This is a genomic window from Labrenzia sp. PHM005 (genome assembly GCF_006517275.1).
In the GTDB taxonomy this organism is placed as follows: Bacteria; Pseudomonadota; Alphaproteobacteria; order Rhizobiales; family Stappiaceae; genus Roseibium.
Genome location: NZ_CP041191.1, coordinates 905559 through 921458 on the forward strand (window position 1 = coordinate 905559; position 15900 = coordinate 921458).

Here is a 15900-nt window from a genome sequence, read left to right on the forward strand (position 1 = left end):
ACGCGTGAACGATATGGCGAACAGCATCCGGACAGGTCCGGACGATCGTGGGCATTTCGGCATTTTCGGCGGCCGCTATGTGGCGGAAACCCTGATGCCGCTGATCCTGGATCTGGAAGCGCATTATAAAGCTGCCAAGAACGATCCGGAGTTTCATGCCGAAGTCGAAAAGCTGAACACGCATTATACGGGCCGCCCGTCGCCGCTCTATTTTGCCGAGCGGCTGACTGAAGAACTCGGCGGCGCGAAGATCTATTTCAAACGCGATGAGCTGAACCACACCGGATCCCACAAGATCAACAACTGCCTTGGCCAGATCCTTTTGGCCAAACGCATGGGTAAAACCCGGATCATCGCGGAAACCGGTGCAGGCCAGCATGGTGTGGCGACCGCCACCGTTTGTGCCCGCTTTGGATTGCCATGTGTTGTTTATATGGGTGCGACAGACGTTGAGCGGCAGAAGCCGAATGTCTTCCGCATGAAACTTTTGGGCGCCGAAATCGTTCCGGTAACCGCCGGTGCCGGCACCTTGAAAGACGCCATGAACGAGGCGCTGCGCGATTGGGTGACCAATGTCGACAACACCTACTATCTGATCGGCACGGCGGCAGGCCCGCACCCATATCCGGAGCTGGTGCGCGACTTCCAGTCGGTGATCGGCAAGGAGTTGCGCGACCAGATTTTGGAAGCTGAAGGCCGTTTGCCGGACGCACTCGTCGCCGCTGTTGGCGGCGGATCCAATGCGATTGGCCTGTTCCATCCGTTCCTCGACGACAAAGACGTGAAAATTGTCGGCGTCGAAGCAGGTGGACGTGGCCTGACCGGTGAAGAGCACTGCGCTTCTCTCAACGCAGGGAAGCCGGGGGTTCTTCACGGCAACCGCACCTATCTGATGCAGGATGACGACGGCCAGATCCTGGAAGGCCATTCGATTTCAGCCGGTCTCGACTACCCGGGTATTGGACCGGAGCATTCCTGGCTGAAGGAAATCGGCCGGGCGGATTATGTACCGATCATGGATGACGAGGCGCTGGAAGCCTTCCAGATGCTGACCCGGGTTGAGGGTATCATTCCGGCATTGGAACCAGCCCACGCCCTCGCTCAGGTGGCCAAAATGGCGCCGCAGATGGACAAGGATCAGATCATTGTCATGAATCTCTGCGGCCGCGGCGACAAGGACGTCTTTGCCGTTGGTGAAATGCTGGGCTTCGATCTCTGATCTAAATAGACTTACGAAATGATGGGCTGGGCACGTCAGTGCCTGGCCCTATTTTTTTTGCGCAGCAAATGCTTCTTCCAATAGCAATTGCCGGCCACGGGCATCCAGGTTTTGCATGTCCGTTTGCCGTACTGGGAAATGAGATCCCGCGAATGGCGTCTGTTTCAGACTTTTCACATGACGCCAGAGTTTTTCAGACAGTGGTTCCGGTGCAGGTTCGAACAGGGAATGGGCCATTTTCAGCTCCTTTTTCCGTTTGGCTCTTCACTCAACATAGGCGCACATAGTGCGCATTTCCAGATCAAATATCGAAATGAAGACCTGATCGGTGTTGAATGCATTTCTACGGGGCAGCTTTGCCCGAGTTCAGCAGCCACAGCATTGCTGCAATGCAAAAACAGCACTCGTGTCCATATCAGGGAAGATTATATTGAGCTCAAATAGGCAGGAGCCATGCCTACTTTGAAAGGATCTTCCAATGGCACTCCGTTCAGTTTCGCATTTTCTACATCAGGTCGGTCAGGCCCAACGTATGTCAGCTGATTATGATCGCTTACGCCAAATGAGCCCGGAATGCCTGTCGCGTATGGGTGTGGAGCGCAACGATATCGCAACCCATCTCTACAACAAGTACTTCGGCAACCGCTGATCCGATAGGACTGCGCGAAACGCCCGAAATTGCCGCGACGTCGACAATATGCAGCTTCTGAAAGCCATATCGGCAGTTCTTTGATTGACATCCCCTTGCCCGCTCCCCTACATCGCTTGGATGTTTTGCAGACGGACCCGTCTGCTGTATGGGCAAGAGGACAGCTGAATGACGGAAACGCGTATCGATCGCCGGTTTAAAGCCTGTGCCGAAGCGGGCCGCCCCGCATTGGTCACCTTTATTACAGCTGGCGACCCGGACCTTGAGACGTCACAAGCGATCTTGAATGCCCTCCCGGCCGCCGGTGCCGATGTGATAGAACTGGGCATGCCGTTCTCCGACCCAATGGCTGAAGGTATTCCGATCCAGCTCGCCAACCAGCGTGCGCTCGCCGCCGGGCACACAATGGATAAAACGCTGGACATGGTCCGCGCGTTTCGTAAACAAGATCAAGACACGCCGATCATTCTGATGGGCTACTACAATCCGATCTATGTTCGTGATCCGGTGAAATTCGTTCAGGTCGCCAAGGACGCCGGTGTTGACGGCTTCATTATTGTCGACGTGCCTGCTGAAGCGGATGACGAGTTCTGCATTCCAGCTCTGGACGCCGGACTGAACTTCATTCGTCTGGCAACCCCCACCACCGATGACAAGCGCCTGCCGGCCGTTCTGGCCAATACCTCCGGTTTCGTCTATTACGTCTCCGTGACCGGTATTACGGGCGCAAAAATCGCTGATACGGGCCGCGTTACGGCCGCTGTCAACCGGATTAAGGGTCATACGGATCTGCCGGTTGCGGTCGGATTTGGCGTCAAAACCGCAGAACAGGCTGCAGACATCGGCAAGGACGCGGACGGCGTCGTGGTCGGTTCTGTTCTTGTAAATGCAGTCAAGGACAGCCTGGATGCTAACGGAAAGGCAACGGACCGGACCGTAAAAGCGGTCGCCGATGTGGTTGCTGACCTGGCTTCTGGGTGTGCGCGGGCCCGCGCGGCCTAAAGCTAGATCAGCGGCTTTTCAGGTTGAATCGCTTGAACAGCCAAAAGCTGATCGATTTTAAGGTGGTAGAGCATCTTGTCTGCGTTCGCCTGAACACAGGATGCTCTAGGCCTTAAAAATGTACCTTTTCCAGCGGACACAGTCCGTTGTTGTGTAACTTTAGTAGACGGACGCGTTTGACGTGAACTGGATCAACTCAATTGTGCGCCCCAAGATCAGTGGTCTTTGGAAGAAGCGCGAAGTTCCGGAAAACCTCTGGATCAAATGCCCTGAAACGGGCGAAATGGTGTTTCACCGGGATCTCGAGGCCAATCTTTGGGTCATTCCAAGTTCTGGCCACCATATGCGTATGCCGGCACGCAAACGGTTGGACTCCTTCTTTGATGAAGGCAACTACACGCGCCTCGAAACACCGGATGTTACCGCCGATCCGCTCAAGTTCCGCGACAGCAAACGCTATACCGACCGGTTGAAGGATGCCCGTTCCAAAACCGGCGAAGAAGAAGCCATTCATGTAGCGCAAGGCAAAGTCAACGGTATGGACCTGACCGTTGCCATTCAGGATTTCGCCTTTGTCGGTGGATCTTTGGGCATGGCCGTTGGCGAAGCCATCCTTTCCGGAATGATGAAGGCGGTTGAAGACAAAACACCTTTTGTGATGTTCGCAGCTTCCGGCGGTGCGCGCATGCAGGAGGGGATCTTGTCGTTGATGCAGATGCCGCGCACCACAGCTGGTATCCAGATGTTGCGCGAAGCCGGCCTGCCATACATCGTGGTTCTGACCAACCCGACAACCGGGGGTGTCTCAGCATCTTATGCGATGCTCGGTGATGTGCACATTGCAGAGCCGGGCGCCATGATCGGTTTTGCCGGCCGCCGCGTCATTGAACAGACCGTGCGGGAAAAGCTGCCGGACGACTTCCAGACCGCTGAGTACCTACTTGATCATGGCATGGTCGACATGGTTGTGCCGCGTCAAGAAATGAAAGACACGATTTCCCGGGTTTGCGGTATCTTGATGAAACGCGAAGTCGAATTGCCAACAGTGGCGTTGGAAGCCCCGAAGGCTGAAAACAACAACGTGGAAGAGCCGACGCAGGACACCCAAGAACCGGAAAAACAGCCTGAAGTCGCTGAATAAGTGTAAGAATCTGACTGGCTGATGTCGCTTTTCAGCCATGGTCAGTCAGATCCGGGTGCTTTTTCGATTTCGCCTGCTGCTATGTCCTGCAGATGGCAAATAGCTAAAGCACGAAGTACAGGACCCTGCGGAGGGCCCCTTGGATCAAATCACAAGAATACTCGACCGGCTGCTAGCGCTGCATCCCAAAGAGATTGATCTCTCCCTGGGACGTATGCACCGCTTGCTCGACGCGCTCGGCTCGCCCGAAAAACGCCTACCACCGGTCATTCATATCGCCGGTACCAATGGTAAAGGCTCGGTGACGGCAACGTTGCGCGCCATTCTGGAAGCCTCCGGAAAACGCTGTCATGTCTATACGTCCCCGCATCTGGTCTCTTTCAACGAGCGGATCCGCCTGGGAACAGACGGAAAATACGTTTCTGATCCAGTGCTCTTTGATGCCTTGCAACGCTGCGAAGAAGCCAACGGCGGCGAAGAAATCACCTTTTTTGAGATCACAACGGCAGCGGCATTGTTGCTCTTTGCCGAACATCCGGCCGATGTCGTCCTTCTGGAAGTTGGCCTGGGCGGACGCTTAGACGCCACTAATGTCATCAATGAGCCGTTGGTGTCGGTGATCACGCCTGTCTCCATGGATCATGAGAAATTCCTCGGTGACGATCTCACCGTGATTGCAGCCGAAAAAGCAGGCATCATCAAACCGGGGGTTCCGGTGGTATCCGCTGAACAGGATCCGGACGTGCTCAAGGTGATCGAACGCCAGGCCGCGAGAAACAAAACCCGTGTCGATGTCTTTGGTCAGGACTTTGTTTCCCAGCTGGACCAAGGACGGATGACCTTTCAAGACGAAGACGGATTGCTGGATTTGCCGCAACCGGTTCTTGGCGGAAGCCACCAGTTCGCCAATGCTGCTCTGGCGATGGCCGCACTCAAAACAACGGGGTTGCTGCCAGACGAAGATGTCATCAGCACTGGGCTTAAATCCGTCAATTGGCCTGGTAGACTGCAGCCGCTTACGCACGGTCCGCTCGTCGATATGTGCCCGGAAGGGTCGGAAGTCTGGCTCGACGGCGGGCACAATCCCGGTGCTGGTGTTTCTATCGCCCAATTTATGGGCGAACAGGAAGAACGAGCTCCCCGGCCGCTGTATCTGATTGCCGGAATGCTCACGACAAAAGATCCTAGCGGGTTTTTCCGTCCGTTCGATGGGCTGGTCCGCCATGTAGGTACGGTGCCGATTGCGACCACCAACACGGCCCGTTCTCCCGAAGAATTGGCGGACCTGGCACGCTGTGCTGGCCTTGAAGCCACGCCGTTTCCCTCCCTAGACGCAGCCATAGCCGATGTGGCAGCTTGTGCCGCAGACGATGGCGAAGCCCCGCGGATACTGATTTGCGGCTCGCTTTATCTTGCCGGTGAGGCCCTTGCCCGGAACAATATGGCACCGGACTAAGCCTCACCCTCCGGTATATGGTGGAGGTTTTAGTATGCTTTTGTCCGGTCCGGCGCTCAAACGGGTCGCTGCAGGTTTGATGTTTGTAGGTTTTTTGACCGGACCTGCTCTTAGTCTGTCTGATCAATATGAAACGGCGCCAGAACAGGCTCCAGCTACGCTCCTTAACGGTAAAGACTTTGGCCCCGGCTATGCCATTCTTCCGCCGGTTCGCAGCAACGGCTTTTTCTATGCCTATCAGCTCCAAGCCAGCCAAGGTGTCGAAACGGTTCAAGGAACCGGACTTCTCAACCTGCGGCTATCGGAAATCAAAGCCTATGTCGCTTTGGAAAGCCTAAAAAAAGATACGAGCTTTCTCGAAGGCCTGAAACAATCGGCGCAAAAACCAGTCGATTTTGTTGAGAGCACCATTAGCGACCCGGTCGGCACAGCAAAAAACACCGTGTCAGGCGTCGGGCGCGTATTCGGCCGGCTCGGCAAGGGGGTGGAAGCCGCTGTGACCGGACAAGGCGGGTCTGCGACAGACATTGCAAAGTCTATCACCGGGCAGGCAAAAGCACGGCGCGAGTTGGCGGTTGAACTGGGGGTGGACCCTTATACCTTCGACAAGCTTCTGTCGGCCAAGCTCGATGAAACCGCCAGTGTGACCGCGGCAGGCAGCTGGACCGTGACTGCGATCACGGCGCTGATCCCCGGAGGGGTGTTTGTAAATGCGACCCGGACGGCTGATGATTTTCGGAATGTGATCGTCGACAGCACCGAAAATGAACTGCGCGAGCGGACAGCGGAGACTTTCCGCTCTGCTGGGATCTCTGAAACCAATATCCTGAAGATCGAAGCCAACCCACACTATACAGCGTCTGAAAAAGCTGCGATCGCCTATCAGCTGGCCGCAATGCCCGGTGTTCAAAACTTGGATCTGATTGCCGAAGACGTTGCAAAAGCGGCAGAGCGCAGTCCGGCCTATTTCCAACTACGCCGCGTCGTGCTTCTCGAAAACTACAACAGAACCATCTCCGGACTGGGCCAAATCCGTGACGTCGCCGGACTTTCAGTCGCTATCCGGCGCGACGGCATGGCGGCAATCGTGATGCCCTACGACATCGTTGCCTGGACACAAACAACGGCAATGACGTTTTCAAGCCTGCAGGAAGGGCTCAACCAGCTCCCCTTTCCGCCAACCGGTGTTGACTTGCTGATCACCGGAGATCTCACCCAAATGGCCGCGGAGCGCCTGACTGCCTATGGATGGCAGATCACTGGCAACTTTCCGATGCCGGACGGCCCGGTGCATTAGGCTGTTTTGCGTTATTACTTAGCCTCCCCGGCCTTGAGCCGGGGAAATCGCAGATTTGGCGAACTGCGCTCAGACCAAGATTTCTGATCGGACTTTAAGGGTCATCCCCGCCCCCGAGCGGGGATCTACTCGCGATCCCACTTGCCGCAGGTTATGCGTATTTGCGCAAAAGCTCTGCAAACGAGTGGATCCCCGGTCTCTGCTTCGCGACGCCAGGGATGACTGTCGCGAGTATGGTTACAATCCATCTCTTTCGGCACTCGTATGTATCACGAACTCCATTCGCCTCTCGCGCCGCAGTCTTCAACCATGACGGCCAACAAAGTTGTTTCAAACACACTCCAGAACCGGTCCGGAAAGGCCGGTTTCCCAGCCCAAAATGGCGCGTTTGCGGGTGAGGCCCCAGTGATAACCGCCAAGCTTTCCGCCTTTGGCGAGCACCCGGTGGCAGGGCACCACAAAGGAAATCGGATTACGCCCGACCGCAGATCCGACCGCCCGGGAGGCCTTCGGACTTCCAAGGCAAGCGGCAATATCGGAATAGGTGGTCGCTTTGCCCATCGGGATCTTTAAAAGCGTTTGCCAGACCCGGATCTCAAAGTCGGTGCCAATCATAACGATGTTCAGCGGCTGATCTTCCTGCCATTTCTCCGGATCAAACACACGGCCCGCATATTTGGCTGTTTCTTCTTGGTCTTTATGAAACGCGGCTGCCGGCCAGCGTTCACACATATCAGCAAGTGCGGTGCCTTCTTCGCCCGGATCGGCAAATCCCAACCCTGCCAAGCCCTTGTCTGTTGCCATGATCAGGACCTGACCGAACGGGGAGGGATGAAATCCATAGGCAATCTTCAACCCGGCACCCCGGTTTCTATAATCGCCGGGCGTCATGGCTTCATGGGTTACAAACAGATCATGCAGCCTGGAGGACCCAGACAAACCGACTTCGTAAGAGGCATCAAGCACGCTGGCGGTATCGCGCAACAACGCCTTCGCATGATCCAACGTGATCGCCTGCAAGAATTGCTTGGGGGTGAGCCCAGCCCAGCGTGCAAAAACCCGCTGCAGCTGGATCGGTTGCAATCCAGCTTCCTTGGCCAGCAACTCCAGCGTCGGCTGGTCCCGCCAATCCTCGGTGATCCGCTTCAAGGTCTGCCGGACGACCGCATAATTTTCCGCTGCTTCCTCACCAACTGAAATCGGCTGCGGATCTGAAGTGAACTGGGAAAGATCGAGTGCTTTGGTCATTGAAGAACCGTCTGTTTCTAAATCTGGTGCCACTATACTCTGCGCTAAACGCGGCAGCGACCCGATTTGCGAGGCAGATTACCCCAGCACATCCTTAAAAAGGTCTGCAGAGACGGCTGGTCCTTTCCGGGTGCTCAACAGTATGTTTGTTTCCGACCCTGAAATACCGTCTATCAACCGGATGCGGTGAAGGGCATCGTCAAAGGCCGCCAAGTCCCGCGTCGCAATTTCCAGGATCAAGTCCCACTTGCCGTTGGTGGAGTGGATCGCCCTGACTTCCGTCATGGCGCCCAGCGCCCTGGACACCGGATCGGTGTTCTGACCATCCACCTCGACCAGCGTAATCGCGCGGATCGGCAGGTCGCGCCAATCATCACGCAAAACCGCCGTGAACCCCAAGATCTCTCCATTGTCGGTGAGCTTCTCCATTCGGGACCGAACCGTTGCCCGCGAGACTTTGAGATCGCTTGCCAAATCGGACACGGACCGGCGGCCATCATGGCGTAAGAGCGAGATGAGACGGGTATCAAGATCATCCATTTTATCAATCCGGGAAACATGACTTATCAAATTGATAATTCTGACCGCACTTTTGATCAAGTGACTGGATTTACTCCGCCGCGTCAAATTCGCACAGTCCCCGCAATAAAACCTGGCGCAAAGGCACGCGGATCGTGGAGCAAAAGAATATCGTACTGGTCGGAGCACCGATTGAGGAAGGCGCAGGCCGGCGCGGCTGCGTGATGGGCCCTGACGCCTACCGAACCGCCGGCCTTGCCGATACGCTGGAAGCGCTCGGCCACTTGGTGACTGACGCAGGCAATCTCTGGCCTGAGAATGCCGAGGACGCCACACCGCCGAACGGTACAGTCAAAAACTTTGAAGCCTATGCCGGCTGGACCCGAGCGCTTTATAGGAAAGCCGCGGATCTGGGTTCTGGCGACAGTTTTCCGATCTATATGGGCGGCGATCATGCGATGGCTGCCGGTACCGTTGCCGGACACGCCAAATCGGCCGCCGAAAACGGTCGGCCTCTATTTGTACTCTGGCTCGATGCCCATTCTGATTTTCATACCCTCGACAGCACTGGAAGCGGAAATTTGCACGGCACGCCTCTCGCATTTGCCTGCGGATTGCCCGGGTTTGATGCACTTTTAGGGGCACCTTTACAGTATCCGGTGGCGCCAGAGCGGGTGGAAATCATGGGGGTGCGCTCCATCGATGACGCGGAGCGGGAGTTTCTTTTGAAACACGGCGCCGGTGTCTCGGACATGCGCCAGATCGATGAAGACGGGATCGGCGCCCTTCTTGAACCGTTTCTGGAGCGTGTGCGCACCGTCAATGGCCTTTTGCATGTCAGCCTGGACGTCGATTTCCTGGATCCTGACATCGCACCCGCTGTCGGCACTACCGTGCCGGGAGGCGCAACCTTCCGCGAAGCCCATCTTGTCATGGAAATGCTGCATGACAGCGGCCTCGTGACGTCGCTCGACCTGGTTGAGCTCAACCCGTTTTTGGATGAACGCGGCAAGACCGCTCGCCTGATGGTGGATCTCGCCGGCAGCCTCTTTGGCCGCCGCGTCTTCGACCGTCCGACACGTAGCTATTAAAGGGAATACCATGGCTGAGATCCGTCACAACCCGAACCCGTCCGACTTGGCATTTGTGCCCTTTGTCAGTGTCGACCACATGATGGCCAATGTCCGCGCTATCGGTCCGGAAACCTTCATGCGCGGCATCGCGGATTACATCGAACAGGATTTCCGCCGCTGGGAGAGTTTCGACAAGAAGCCGCGCATTCCGGCGCATGCACCGCAGGGTGTGATCGAGTTGATGCCGGCCAGTGATGATGAGTATTTCGGTTTTAAATATGTGAATGGGCATCCGGCTAACACCCGCACCGGTATGCAGACCGTCACCGGGTTTGGCGTCTTGTCTGAAATGTCGACCGGATATCCTGTTCTGTTTACAGAAATGACTATTCTGACTGCCCTGCGGACAGCAGCGAATTCGGCGTTGGCGGCCAAATACTTGGCACCGAAGGGATCAAAGACCATGGCCATCATCGGCAATGGCGCCCAATCTGATTTCCAGTGCCTGGCGTTCAAAGACATGCTCGGCATTACCGAAATCCGCGCCTATGACATCGAACCGGCTGCAAGCCTACGCCTTGCACGCAACCTGGCAAACTCCGGTTTGAACGTCACCATCTGCAAAACACCGGAAGACGCCATTGAAGGTGCAGAGATCATCACAACAGTGACTGCCGATAAACGGTACGCCACGATCCTGACCGACAACATGGTCGGCGCTGGCGTCCACATCAACGCGATCGGCGGCGATTGTCCGGGCAAGACGGAACTTCACAAAGATATTTTGCTGCGGTCGGATATCTTTGTCGAATTGACCGAACAGACCCGCGAAGAGGGTGAACTTCAGCAGCTCGATCCGGATCATCCAGTCACCGAGCTCTGGCAAGTCTATGCCGGCAAGGCCGAAGGCCGGACATCGGACAATCAGATCACGCTATTCGACAGCGTTGGTTTTGCGATCGAAGATTTCGCGGCCCTGCGCTATGTGCATGATCTTTTGCCGAGCATGGGCCATTACGAAAAACTCGATCTGCTGGCCGACCCGGATGATCCGCGCGATCTCTTTGGTATGGTGCTGCGGTCTGGCGCGACCAACGGTGATCAAGCCGCTGCTGGCTAAATCGAAAAAATTCTGCCACCGCATCTGCGGTGGCTTTTTTGTGATCTAAAGGCCCAGGGATTTAACGGCACCTCAACCAAAGTGAAAACTCAATTCAACTGGGGACCGCCTTTGCCGTCATAAACGCCGTTCGCCAGATCTTTCTGCATGGCATCGAAGCGGCCGCTTTCTTTCAGCTTCTTAAATCCTGCATTGAATTTTTCGATAAAATACTCTGCCTTGTCGCATTGTTTCGATACGATTAGGTGCAGGGTAGATTTTTCGAATTCCTTGGGATGGTACGTAATTGAGCCGGCTTCGTCTGGCGACAACGAAGCCCGAATTTGCGCCAGTCCGACAGTCAAATCATTTGGAAAGACATCTATTCGGTTCGCGGCCAATTTCCTGAAATTCGTTTCATCGTCCGCTACCCATTCAACATTGAGCTCATAGTTCTCAATACGGCTCATGAAATCGGTGCCGTAATCGTATTCCAGTGTTGTCCCAACCACGAGACCATAGAGATCGTCGAAGGTTTGCCATTTGAACGGCCTATCCTTGCGATGGAAAAACACAAAAGAGGTTTCACTGACCGCGTCTCCCAGAAGAAAACTCTCCAGCGTTTCTTGTGCAGGCCACCACGTTGCTGACGCATGCCAACTCTGACAGGTTTTGGCGATTTGATATGAGCGTTTCCAGGGAAAGAAGCCCCACTCAACATCAATTCCTTCCATTCTGAAGGCTTCGGCAACAATGTGCGAGTTCACCCCGAACTGATAACTGTGTTCCGACATAAACGGCTGCCACTCGCCGTTGGTTATCCGGATCGTTTCGGCGGAAAGTGGGGAACGCTGTACCTCCGCCGCACTTAGCAGCAACAGAGCGAAAACAACTCCCACCGTCCGCCGTACACAGCCTGTAACGTATCTAAGACTGGAATTGTCAAATGCCTTCATTTTCTGTCGGCCATACATATAGAACTCCAGCCTCTTCAGCGGGAAACTACGTAAGTAGCGCTTCCTGTGAATAGGACAACTTGCATTCGTACATACCAATGACTGCGATACTTAATTTCTTTAGTTCGTCCAGATGGACTCCTGACGGTCATATTTGCCGTTGGCCAAGTCTTTCATAATTTGATCAAAGCGCCCGCTTTCTTTTAGTTTTGCTAAGCCGGAATTGAACTTATCGACAAAGTGATCCGCGTTTTCGCATTTCTTTGAAACAATTAGGTGCAGCGTGCTGGCTTCGAATTCTTTTGGGTGATGCGTGATTTTTGCAGCATCTGCCGGGTCAAGTGCAGCCCTGATCTGCGCATAGCCGACCGTCGGATCATTTGGGAAAACGTCTATCCGACCAGCGGCCAGCTTTTTGTAACTGGTTTCATCTTCTGCAGCGGAATCTGCTTTTACCCTTTTGTCGTCCAAAAGGGCCGTAAGGTCGGCTCCGTAATCATAACCAAGCGTGACGCCAACCTTAAGCCCGGCAAGATCGTTAAAGTCGGCCCAGTCAAACTGCTTGCCTTTTTGATAAAAAAGGACAAAGGACGTTTCACTGATGGCATCTCCGAGATGGAAACTCTCCTTGGTTTCTTCTGTAGGCCACCAGGTCGCGGAAGCGTGCCAATCGTTGCAGGACTTGGTTGATTCAAAGGCCCGTTTCCAAGGAAAGAAGCCCCATTCAACAGTGATACCTTCTGCCTTAAAAGCCTCCGAGATGACGTGAGAGTTTGCCCCATATTGGAAACTGTATTCGGACATGAATGGCTGCCATTCGCCGTTCGTTATCCGAATTGTGTCCGCTGCGTCCGCCGAGCCGGTAAACGATGCAAGAAGACCCCCAGCAGCAATCGAAACCGCCAGTTTTGACGAAATGGTTTTGATCAACGTGCGTTGCGGAGCCGTTTTGACATAGTTCATTATTACTTCTCCCTGCTTTCCTTGAATTTGTAACCGCGTCCCGCACAGGCACTATTTGGCCATGCCAGCCGGAAGGGTGTCCGGCGGGCTGATGCTTGCGGAAAGGATAAATTCTTGGAAACAAATGGTTACGCCATGAAGCTGAAGATTCAGCCCTACGTGACGCTACGTAATCATTATCTACAGGGATATGTAAAATACGTTAAACCAATCGTAGACTCAGAGGCACTAAATCGAATTTTCGATTTCCTGAACTACGGCTTCCGCAGCTGCTTTCGGGTCATCGGCCTGCGTAATTGGACGGCCAATGACCAGATAATCACTGCCGGCCTTGATCGCATCAGCAGGCGTCATCACCCTGCGCTGATCACCGGCGGCGCTGCCGGCCGGACGGATTCCCGGTGTGACGATAACCAATTCATCACCAAGGATCTTGCGCATGTTTTTCGATTCCGTTGGTGCGCAGACAATGCCGCCCATGCCCGCAAGCTTGGCATCCTTTGCTCTGTCTTCGACGACACTTGCAATCGGACCTTTGTAGCCCGCGGCAACCAGATCGGCCTCATCCATGGAGGTCAGGACGGTCACTCCGAGGATGCAGAGATCCGGATTGCCTTCTTCCGCCAAGCCCTTCAAAGCTGCACGCATGGTTTTTGGATAGGCGTGGACCGTCATGAAGGTCATGCCCATCTTGGCTACGTTGCGCACCGCTTTGGTAATGGTGTTGTCGATGTCGTGTAGTTTGACGTCCAGAAAAATTTTATGGCCGCTTTCGGCAAGCTCGCGTGCGAACTCCAGCCCGCCTGCAAATTGAAGCTCCATACCGATCTTGTAAACACCGACTGTGCCTTCGGTTTTCTTGACCAAATCTTCCGCTTCGCAGACGGTTGGAACATCCACCGGCAACATCAGACGGTCGAGGGCAGATTTCGGGGCAAAGCGGCTGGTCGGCATGTCTATCTCCTGGCTACGGAATTGCCCGTTCCTATCACCAAGTCCCAGGCGGAACTACCGAATAAACGGAACGCCCCCGTGAGCTGTCTTCACGGATAGGCTGCTCGATATCCGATCAAAAGCTGGTCAGTCAAAGGAATATCGCGGCGTCGAAGCTTGGCTATTTTCTTAAAAGGTTCAGCCTGCTACAACAGCGCCGCCGGACAGCTTTGACGGCTCAAGAGGAGACTGCCTTTCATGCGCACAGCGAGCGTATCGCGCGATACCAAGGAAACCAAAATTTCGGTCGATATCAATCTGGACGGAACGGGCGCTTATGACGTTCAAACCGGTGTCGGATTTTTCGATCATATGCTGGAGCAACTTGCGCGACATTCGCTGATTGATATCAAAGTGCGCGCAGATGGGGACACGCATATCGATTTCCACCATACGGTGGAAGATACCGGTATTGCTCTTGGCCAGGCCTTGTCTCAGGCGCTGGGAGACATGGCCGGAATTACCCGTTATGCCGACACGCACCTTGCCATGGACGAAGCTCTGACCCGCTGCGCTCTCGATGTGTCTGGACGGGCGTTTCTGGTCTGGGACGTGACCTTTGACCGGGACAAGGTCGGCGACTTCGATACCGAGCTGTTTCAGGAGTTTTTCCAGGCGTTCGCCATGAATGCCGGGATTACCCTTCATATCGCCAATCTTTATGGGTCCAATTGCCACCATATTGCCGAAACCTGCTTCAAGGCCGTTGCCCGGTCCCTGCGCAAAGCGGTCGAGATCGACCCGCGTCAGGCTGACCGCGTGCCGACGACCAAAGGCCAACTGGGCGGCTAACGCCCGTATTCCAAGGAACGGACCGGCCCATGACCAGCTATGTTGTGATGGCTCCGCCCGAATTTGAAACCCTGGGCGGCGATCCGGAAATCACCGGTGACCTGCAATTCGTGCCGGACAGGTTTTCGGCGCTTGCCTTCCTGTTCTCAATTCCCTGGATGCTGGTCCATCGTATGTGGCTGGTGTTGCTTGGTTATCTTACCATCACACTGGTTATTGAAGCCACGGCCCTGTCGCTGGGCGGACCAGCTGCCGGCATAGCAGCCCTTGCTATTGCTTTTCTATTTGGCTTTGAAGCCCAGACGCTGCGCTGCTGGTCTTTGCAGCGCAAGGGCTGGCACATGCTGGGCGTTGCAGAAGGTGTGGCCAAAGAAGAGGCCGAACTCCGCTTTTTCCGCAATCGTGCGGACTTTGAACAAAATCCCATCAAGAGTGACCGGCAGAGCTCCCGGCCCGCCGCTGAACCGATTGTCCCAAGGATCGGCAGCGAGCAGGTCGTCGGCCTGACCCTTGGTCCGGAGACCCGTCAATGACAATTGCGATCATCGATTACGGCTCGGGCAATCTGCGCTCGGCCGAAAAGGCATTCGAGCGCGCGGCCCGCGCTCATGCCCATGTTCCTGATGTGATCGTCACCGCAGATCCCGAGCGCGTTTTGAAAGCCGACCGGATTGTCCTGCCCGGCGTCGGCGCCTTTGCCGACTGCAAGCGCGGCCTTTGGGCCGTTGACGGCATGCCCGAAGCCCTGGAAGAGGTGGTTCACAAACAGGGCAAACCGTTTTTTGGCATCTGTGTCGGCATGCAGCTGATGGCCAGCCGCGGCCTGGAATTTGAAACCATCGACGGTTTCGATTGGGTCAGCGGTGATGTCACCGAAATGAAGCCGACCGATCCAACCTTAAAAATCCCGCACATGGGCTGGAACACCATTGACGTGCGCCCGGAAAGCCATGCTGTGTTCAAGGGAATTGAAACAGGGCCGAACGGTTTGCACGCCTATTTTGTGCACTCTTACCACTTTTCCTGCGCCAATGACGCGGACCGGCTGGCGACCTTCGACTACGCCGGGACGTTCACCGCGATGGTGGCCAAGGACAATATGATCGGAACACAGTTCCACCCGGAAAAAAGCCAGCGGCTCGGCCTTGAGCTGATCGGCAATTTTCTGGACTGGACGCCATAACAAGAGGGGAGAAAACTATGGCAAAGGGGTATTGGGTCGCACGGGTCGACGTTCGCGACGCAGATCGTTATCCGGATTATGTGGCAACTGCAAAACCGGCCTTTGAGCGCTTTGGGGCCAATTTCCTCGCCCGGGGCGGAAACGCCAACACGATCGAGGGGCCTGGACGGGCGCGGAACGTTATAATCGAATTTCCAAGCTTCCAAGATGCCGTCGATTGTTATAACTCGCCGGAATATCAAGAGGCGGTCAAAATCCGCCAGTCATGTGCCGATGGCGAGATCGTCATCGTGGAAGGAATTTGAGATAA

Annotated in this window: 18 protein-coding genes; 12 read left to right on the forward strand and 6 right to left on the reverse strand. The window is 55.1% G+C overall.

Features of this window, described 5'->3' with window-relative positions; all coding sequences use genetic code 11:
• The first annotated feature begins 13 nt into the window (after positions 1-13).
• Positions 14-1219 (forward strand): tryptophan synthase subunit beta, encoded by a 1206-nt coding sequence (gene trpB / locus FJ695_RS03875; protein ID WP_141188561.1) that lies wholly within the window; start codon positions 14-16, stop codon positions 1217-1219.
• 48 nt (positions 1220-1267) lie between these two features.
• On the opposite strand, the gene FJ695_RS03880 is transcribed toward trpB, so the two are convergent.
• Positions 1268-1456 carry a hypothetical protein gene (locus FJ695_RS03880; protein WP_141184210.1) on the reverse strand — a complete coding sequence of 63 codons (189 nt, stop codon included), beginning with the start codon at positions 1454-1456 and terminating at the stop codon, positions 1268-1270.
• Between the two features lie 241 nt (positions 1457-1697).
• Between FJ695_RS03880 and FJ695_RS27945 the strand changes: the two genes are divergently transcribed.
• From FJ695_RS27945 to FJ695_RS03900, 5 genes are all read left to right on the forward strand, one after another.
• A complete protein-coding gene (locus tag FJ695_RS27945; protein ID WP_168206259.1) occupies positions 1698-1868 on the forward strand; it encodes a hypothetical protein in 171 nt (56 codons plus the stop codon).
• A 168-nt stretch (positions 1869-2036) separates the two neighbouring features.
• Entirely contained in the window at positions 2037-2870 is an 834-nt protein-coding gene (gene trpA, locus FJ695_RS03885; RefSeq protein ID WP_141184211.1) for a tryptophan synthase subunit alpha, read from the forward strand.
• A 181-nt stretch (positions 2871-3051) separates the two neighbouring features.
• Complete coding sequence (accD, locus tag FJ695_RS03890; protein WP_141184212.1) at positions 3052-4011, forward strand: acetyl-CoA carboxylase, carboxyltransferase subunit beta; 960 nt, start codon at positions 3052-3054, stop codon at positions 4009-4011.
• Between the two features lie 139 nt (positions 4012-4150).
• Positions 4151-5467 carry a folylpolyglutamate synthase/dihydrofolate synthase family protein gene (locus tag FJ695_RS03895; RefSeq protein ID WP_141184213.1) on the forward strand — a complete coding sequence of 439 codons (1317 nt, stop codon included), beginning with the start codon at positions 4151-4153 and terminating at the stop codon, positions 5465-5467.
• A 34-nt stretch (positions 5468-5501) separates the two neighbouring features.
• Complete coding sequence (locus FJ695_RS03900; protein ID WP_141184214.1) at positions 5502-6764, forward strand: hypothetical protein; 1263 nt, start codon at positions 5502-5504, stop codon at positions 6762-6764.
• 330 nt (positions 6765-7094) lie between these two features.
• On the opposite strand, the gene FJ695_RS03905 is transcribed toward FJ695_RS03900, so the two are convergent.
• Both FJ695_RS03905 and FJ695_RS03910 read right to left on the reverse strand, forming a co-directional pair.
• On the reverse strand, positions 7095-8012 hold the full coding sequence (locus tag FJ695_RS03905; protein ID WP_141184215.1) for a bifunctional helix-turn-helix domain-containing protein/methylated-DNA--[protein]-cysteine S-methyltransferase: 918 nt from the start codon (positions 8010-8012) through the stop codon (positions 7095-7097).
• 78 nt (positions 8013-8090) lie between these two features.
• The gene (locus tag FJ695_RS03910; protein WP_141184216.1) at positions 8091-8552 is read right to left on the reverse strand and encodes an Lrp/AsnC family transcriptional regulator; all 462 of its coding nucleotides are present in this window, start codon (positions 8550-8552) and stop codon (positions 8091-8093) included.
• Positions 8553-8686: 134 nt separating this feature from the next.
• Here FJ695_RS03910 and rocF point away from each other — a divergent pair, with 134 nt between their 5' ends.
• Both rocF and FJ695_RS03920 read left to right on the forward strand, forming a co-directional pair.
• Positions 8687-9622, forward strand: coding sequence for an arginase (gene rocF, locus FJ695_RS03915; RefSeq protein WP_141184217.1), 936 nt, complete (start codon positions 8687-8689; stop codon positions 9620-9622).
• A gap of 10 nt (positions 9623-9632) precedes the next feature.
• On the forward strand, positions 9633-10724 hold the full coding sequence (locus FJ695_RS03920) for an ornithine cyclodeaminase (RefSeq protein ID WP_141184218.1): 1092 nt from the start codon (positions 9633-9635) through the stop codon (positions 10722-10724).
• Between the two features lie 89 nt (positions 10725-10813).
• Here the strand turns inward: FJ695_RS03920 and FJ695_RS03925 are convergent, their stop codons facing one another.
• The 3 genes from FJ695_RS03925 to pyrF form a co-directional block, all read right to left on the reverse strand.
• Complete coding sequence (locus tag FJ695_RS03925; protein ID WP_141184219.1) at positions 10814-11758, reverse strand: ABC transporter substrate-binding protein; 945 nt, start codon at positions 11756-11758, stop codon at positions 10814-10816.
• Positions 11759-11779: 21 nt separating this feature from the next.
• Entirely contained in the window at positions 11780-12622 is an 843-nt protein-coding gene (locus FJ695_RS03930; RefSeq protein ID WP_141184220.1) for an ABC transporter substrate-binding protein, read from the reverse strand.
• A gap of 228 nt (positions 12623-12850) precedes the next feature.
• Complete coding sequence (pyrF, locus tag FJ695_RS03935) at positions 12851-13576, reverse strand: orotidine-5'-phosphate decarboxylase (RefSeq protein WP_141184221.1); 726 nt, start codon at positions 13574-13576, stop codon at positions 12851-12853.
• 237 nt (positions 13577-13813) lie between these two features.
• Here pyrF and hisB point away from each other — a divergent pair, with 237 nt between their 5' ends.
• Genes hisB through FJ695_RS03955 form a run of 4 tightly spaced genes read left to right on the forward strand, consistent with a single transcriptional unit; the run spans position 13814 to position 15895 of the window.
• Entirely contained in the window at positions 13814-14407 is a 594-nt protein-coding gene (gene hisB / locus FJ695_RS03940) for an imidazoleglycerol-phosphate dehydratase HisB (RefSeq protein ID WP_141184222.1), read from the forward strand.
• A 29-nt stretch (positions 14408-14436) separates the two neighbouring features.
• A complete protein-coding gene (locus FJ695_RS03945) occupies positions 14437-14940 on the forward strand; it encodes a DUF2628 domain-containing protein (protein ID WP_209010910.1) in 504 nt (167 codons plus the stop codon).
• Positions 14937-15590, forward strand: a complete 654-nt coding sequence (hisH, locus tag FJ695_RS03950; RefSeq protein WP_141184223.1) for an imidazole glycerol phosphate synthase subunit HisH — start codon at positions 14937-14939, stop codon at positions 15588-15590. Before FJ695_RS03945 ends, hisH begins: the two co-directional genes overlap by 4 nt.
• A 17-nt stretch (positions 15591-15607) precedes the next feature.
• Positions 15608-15895: a DUF1330 domain-containing protein gene (locus FJ695_RS03955; protein WP_141184224.1), complete on the forward strand. Its 288-nt coding sequence runs from the start codon at positions 15608-15610 to the stop codon at positions 15893-15895.
• Positions 15896-15900: the final 5 nt, after the last annotated feature.

Excerpts from the sequence above, each read along its gene's own strand:
- hisB (WP_141184222.1), top strand. The coding sequence starts at position 13,814 with ATGCGCACAGCGAGCGTATCGCGCGATACCAAGGAAACCAAAATTTCG.
- FJ695_RS03920 (WP_141184218.1), top strand. The coding sequence starts at position 9,633 with ATGGCTGAGATCCGTCACAACCCGAACCCGTCCGACTTGGCATTTGTG.
- trpA (WP_141184211.1), top strand. The coding sequence starts at position 2,037 with ATGACGGAAACGCGTATCGATCGCCGGTTTAAAGCCTGTGCCGAAGCG.
- hisH (WP_141184223.1), top strand. The coding sequence starts at position 14,937 with ATGACAATTGCGATCATCGATTACGGCTCGGGCAATCTGCGCTCGGCC.
- FJ695_RS03905 (WP_141184215.1), bottom strand. The coding sequence starts at position 8,012 with ATGACCAAAGCACTCGATCTTTCCCAGTTCACTTCAGATCCGCAGCCG.
- trpB (WP_141188561.1), top strand. The coding sequence starts at position 14 with ATGGCGAACAGCATCCGGACAGGTCCGGACGATCGTGGGCATTTCGGC.
- FJ695_RS03880 (WP_141184210.1), bottom strand. The coding sequence starts at position 1,456 with ATGGCCCATTCCCTGTTCGAACCTGCACCGGAACCACTGTCTGAAAAA.
- FJ695_RS03910 (WP_141184216.1), bottom strand. The coding sequence starts at position 8,552 with ATGGATGATCTTGATACCCGTCTCATCTCGCTCTTACGCCATGATGGC.
- FJ695_RS03955 (WP_141184224.1), top strand. The coding sequence starts at position 15,608 with ATGGCAAAGGGGTATTGGGTCGCACGGGTCGACGTTCGCGACGCAGAT.
- FJ695_RS27945 (WP_168206259.1), top strand. The coding sequence starts at position 1,698 with ATGGCACTCCGTTCAGTTTCGCATTTTCTACATCAGGTCGGTCAGGCC.
- FJ695_RS03945 (WP_209010910.1), top strand. The coding sequence starts at position 14,437 with ATGACCAGCTATGTTGTGATGGCTCCGCCCGAATTTGAAACCCTGGGC.
- FJ695_RS03930 (WP_141184220.1), bottom strand. The coding sequence starts at position 12,622 with ATGAACTATGTCAAAACGGCTCCGCAACGCACGTTGATCAAAACCATT.
- pyrF (WP_141184221.1), bottom strand. The coding sequence starts at position 13,576 with ATGCCGACCAGCCGCTTTGCCCCGAAATCTGCCCTCGACCGTCTGATG.
- FJ695_RS03900 (WP_141184214.1), top strand. The coding sequence starts at position 5,502 with ATGCTTTTGTCCGGTCCGGCGCTCAAACGGGTCGCTGCAGGTTTGATG.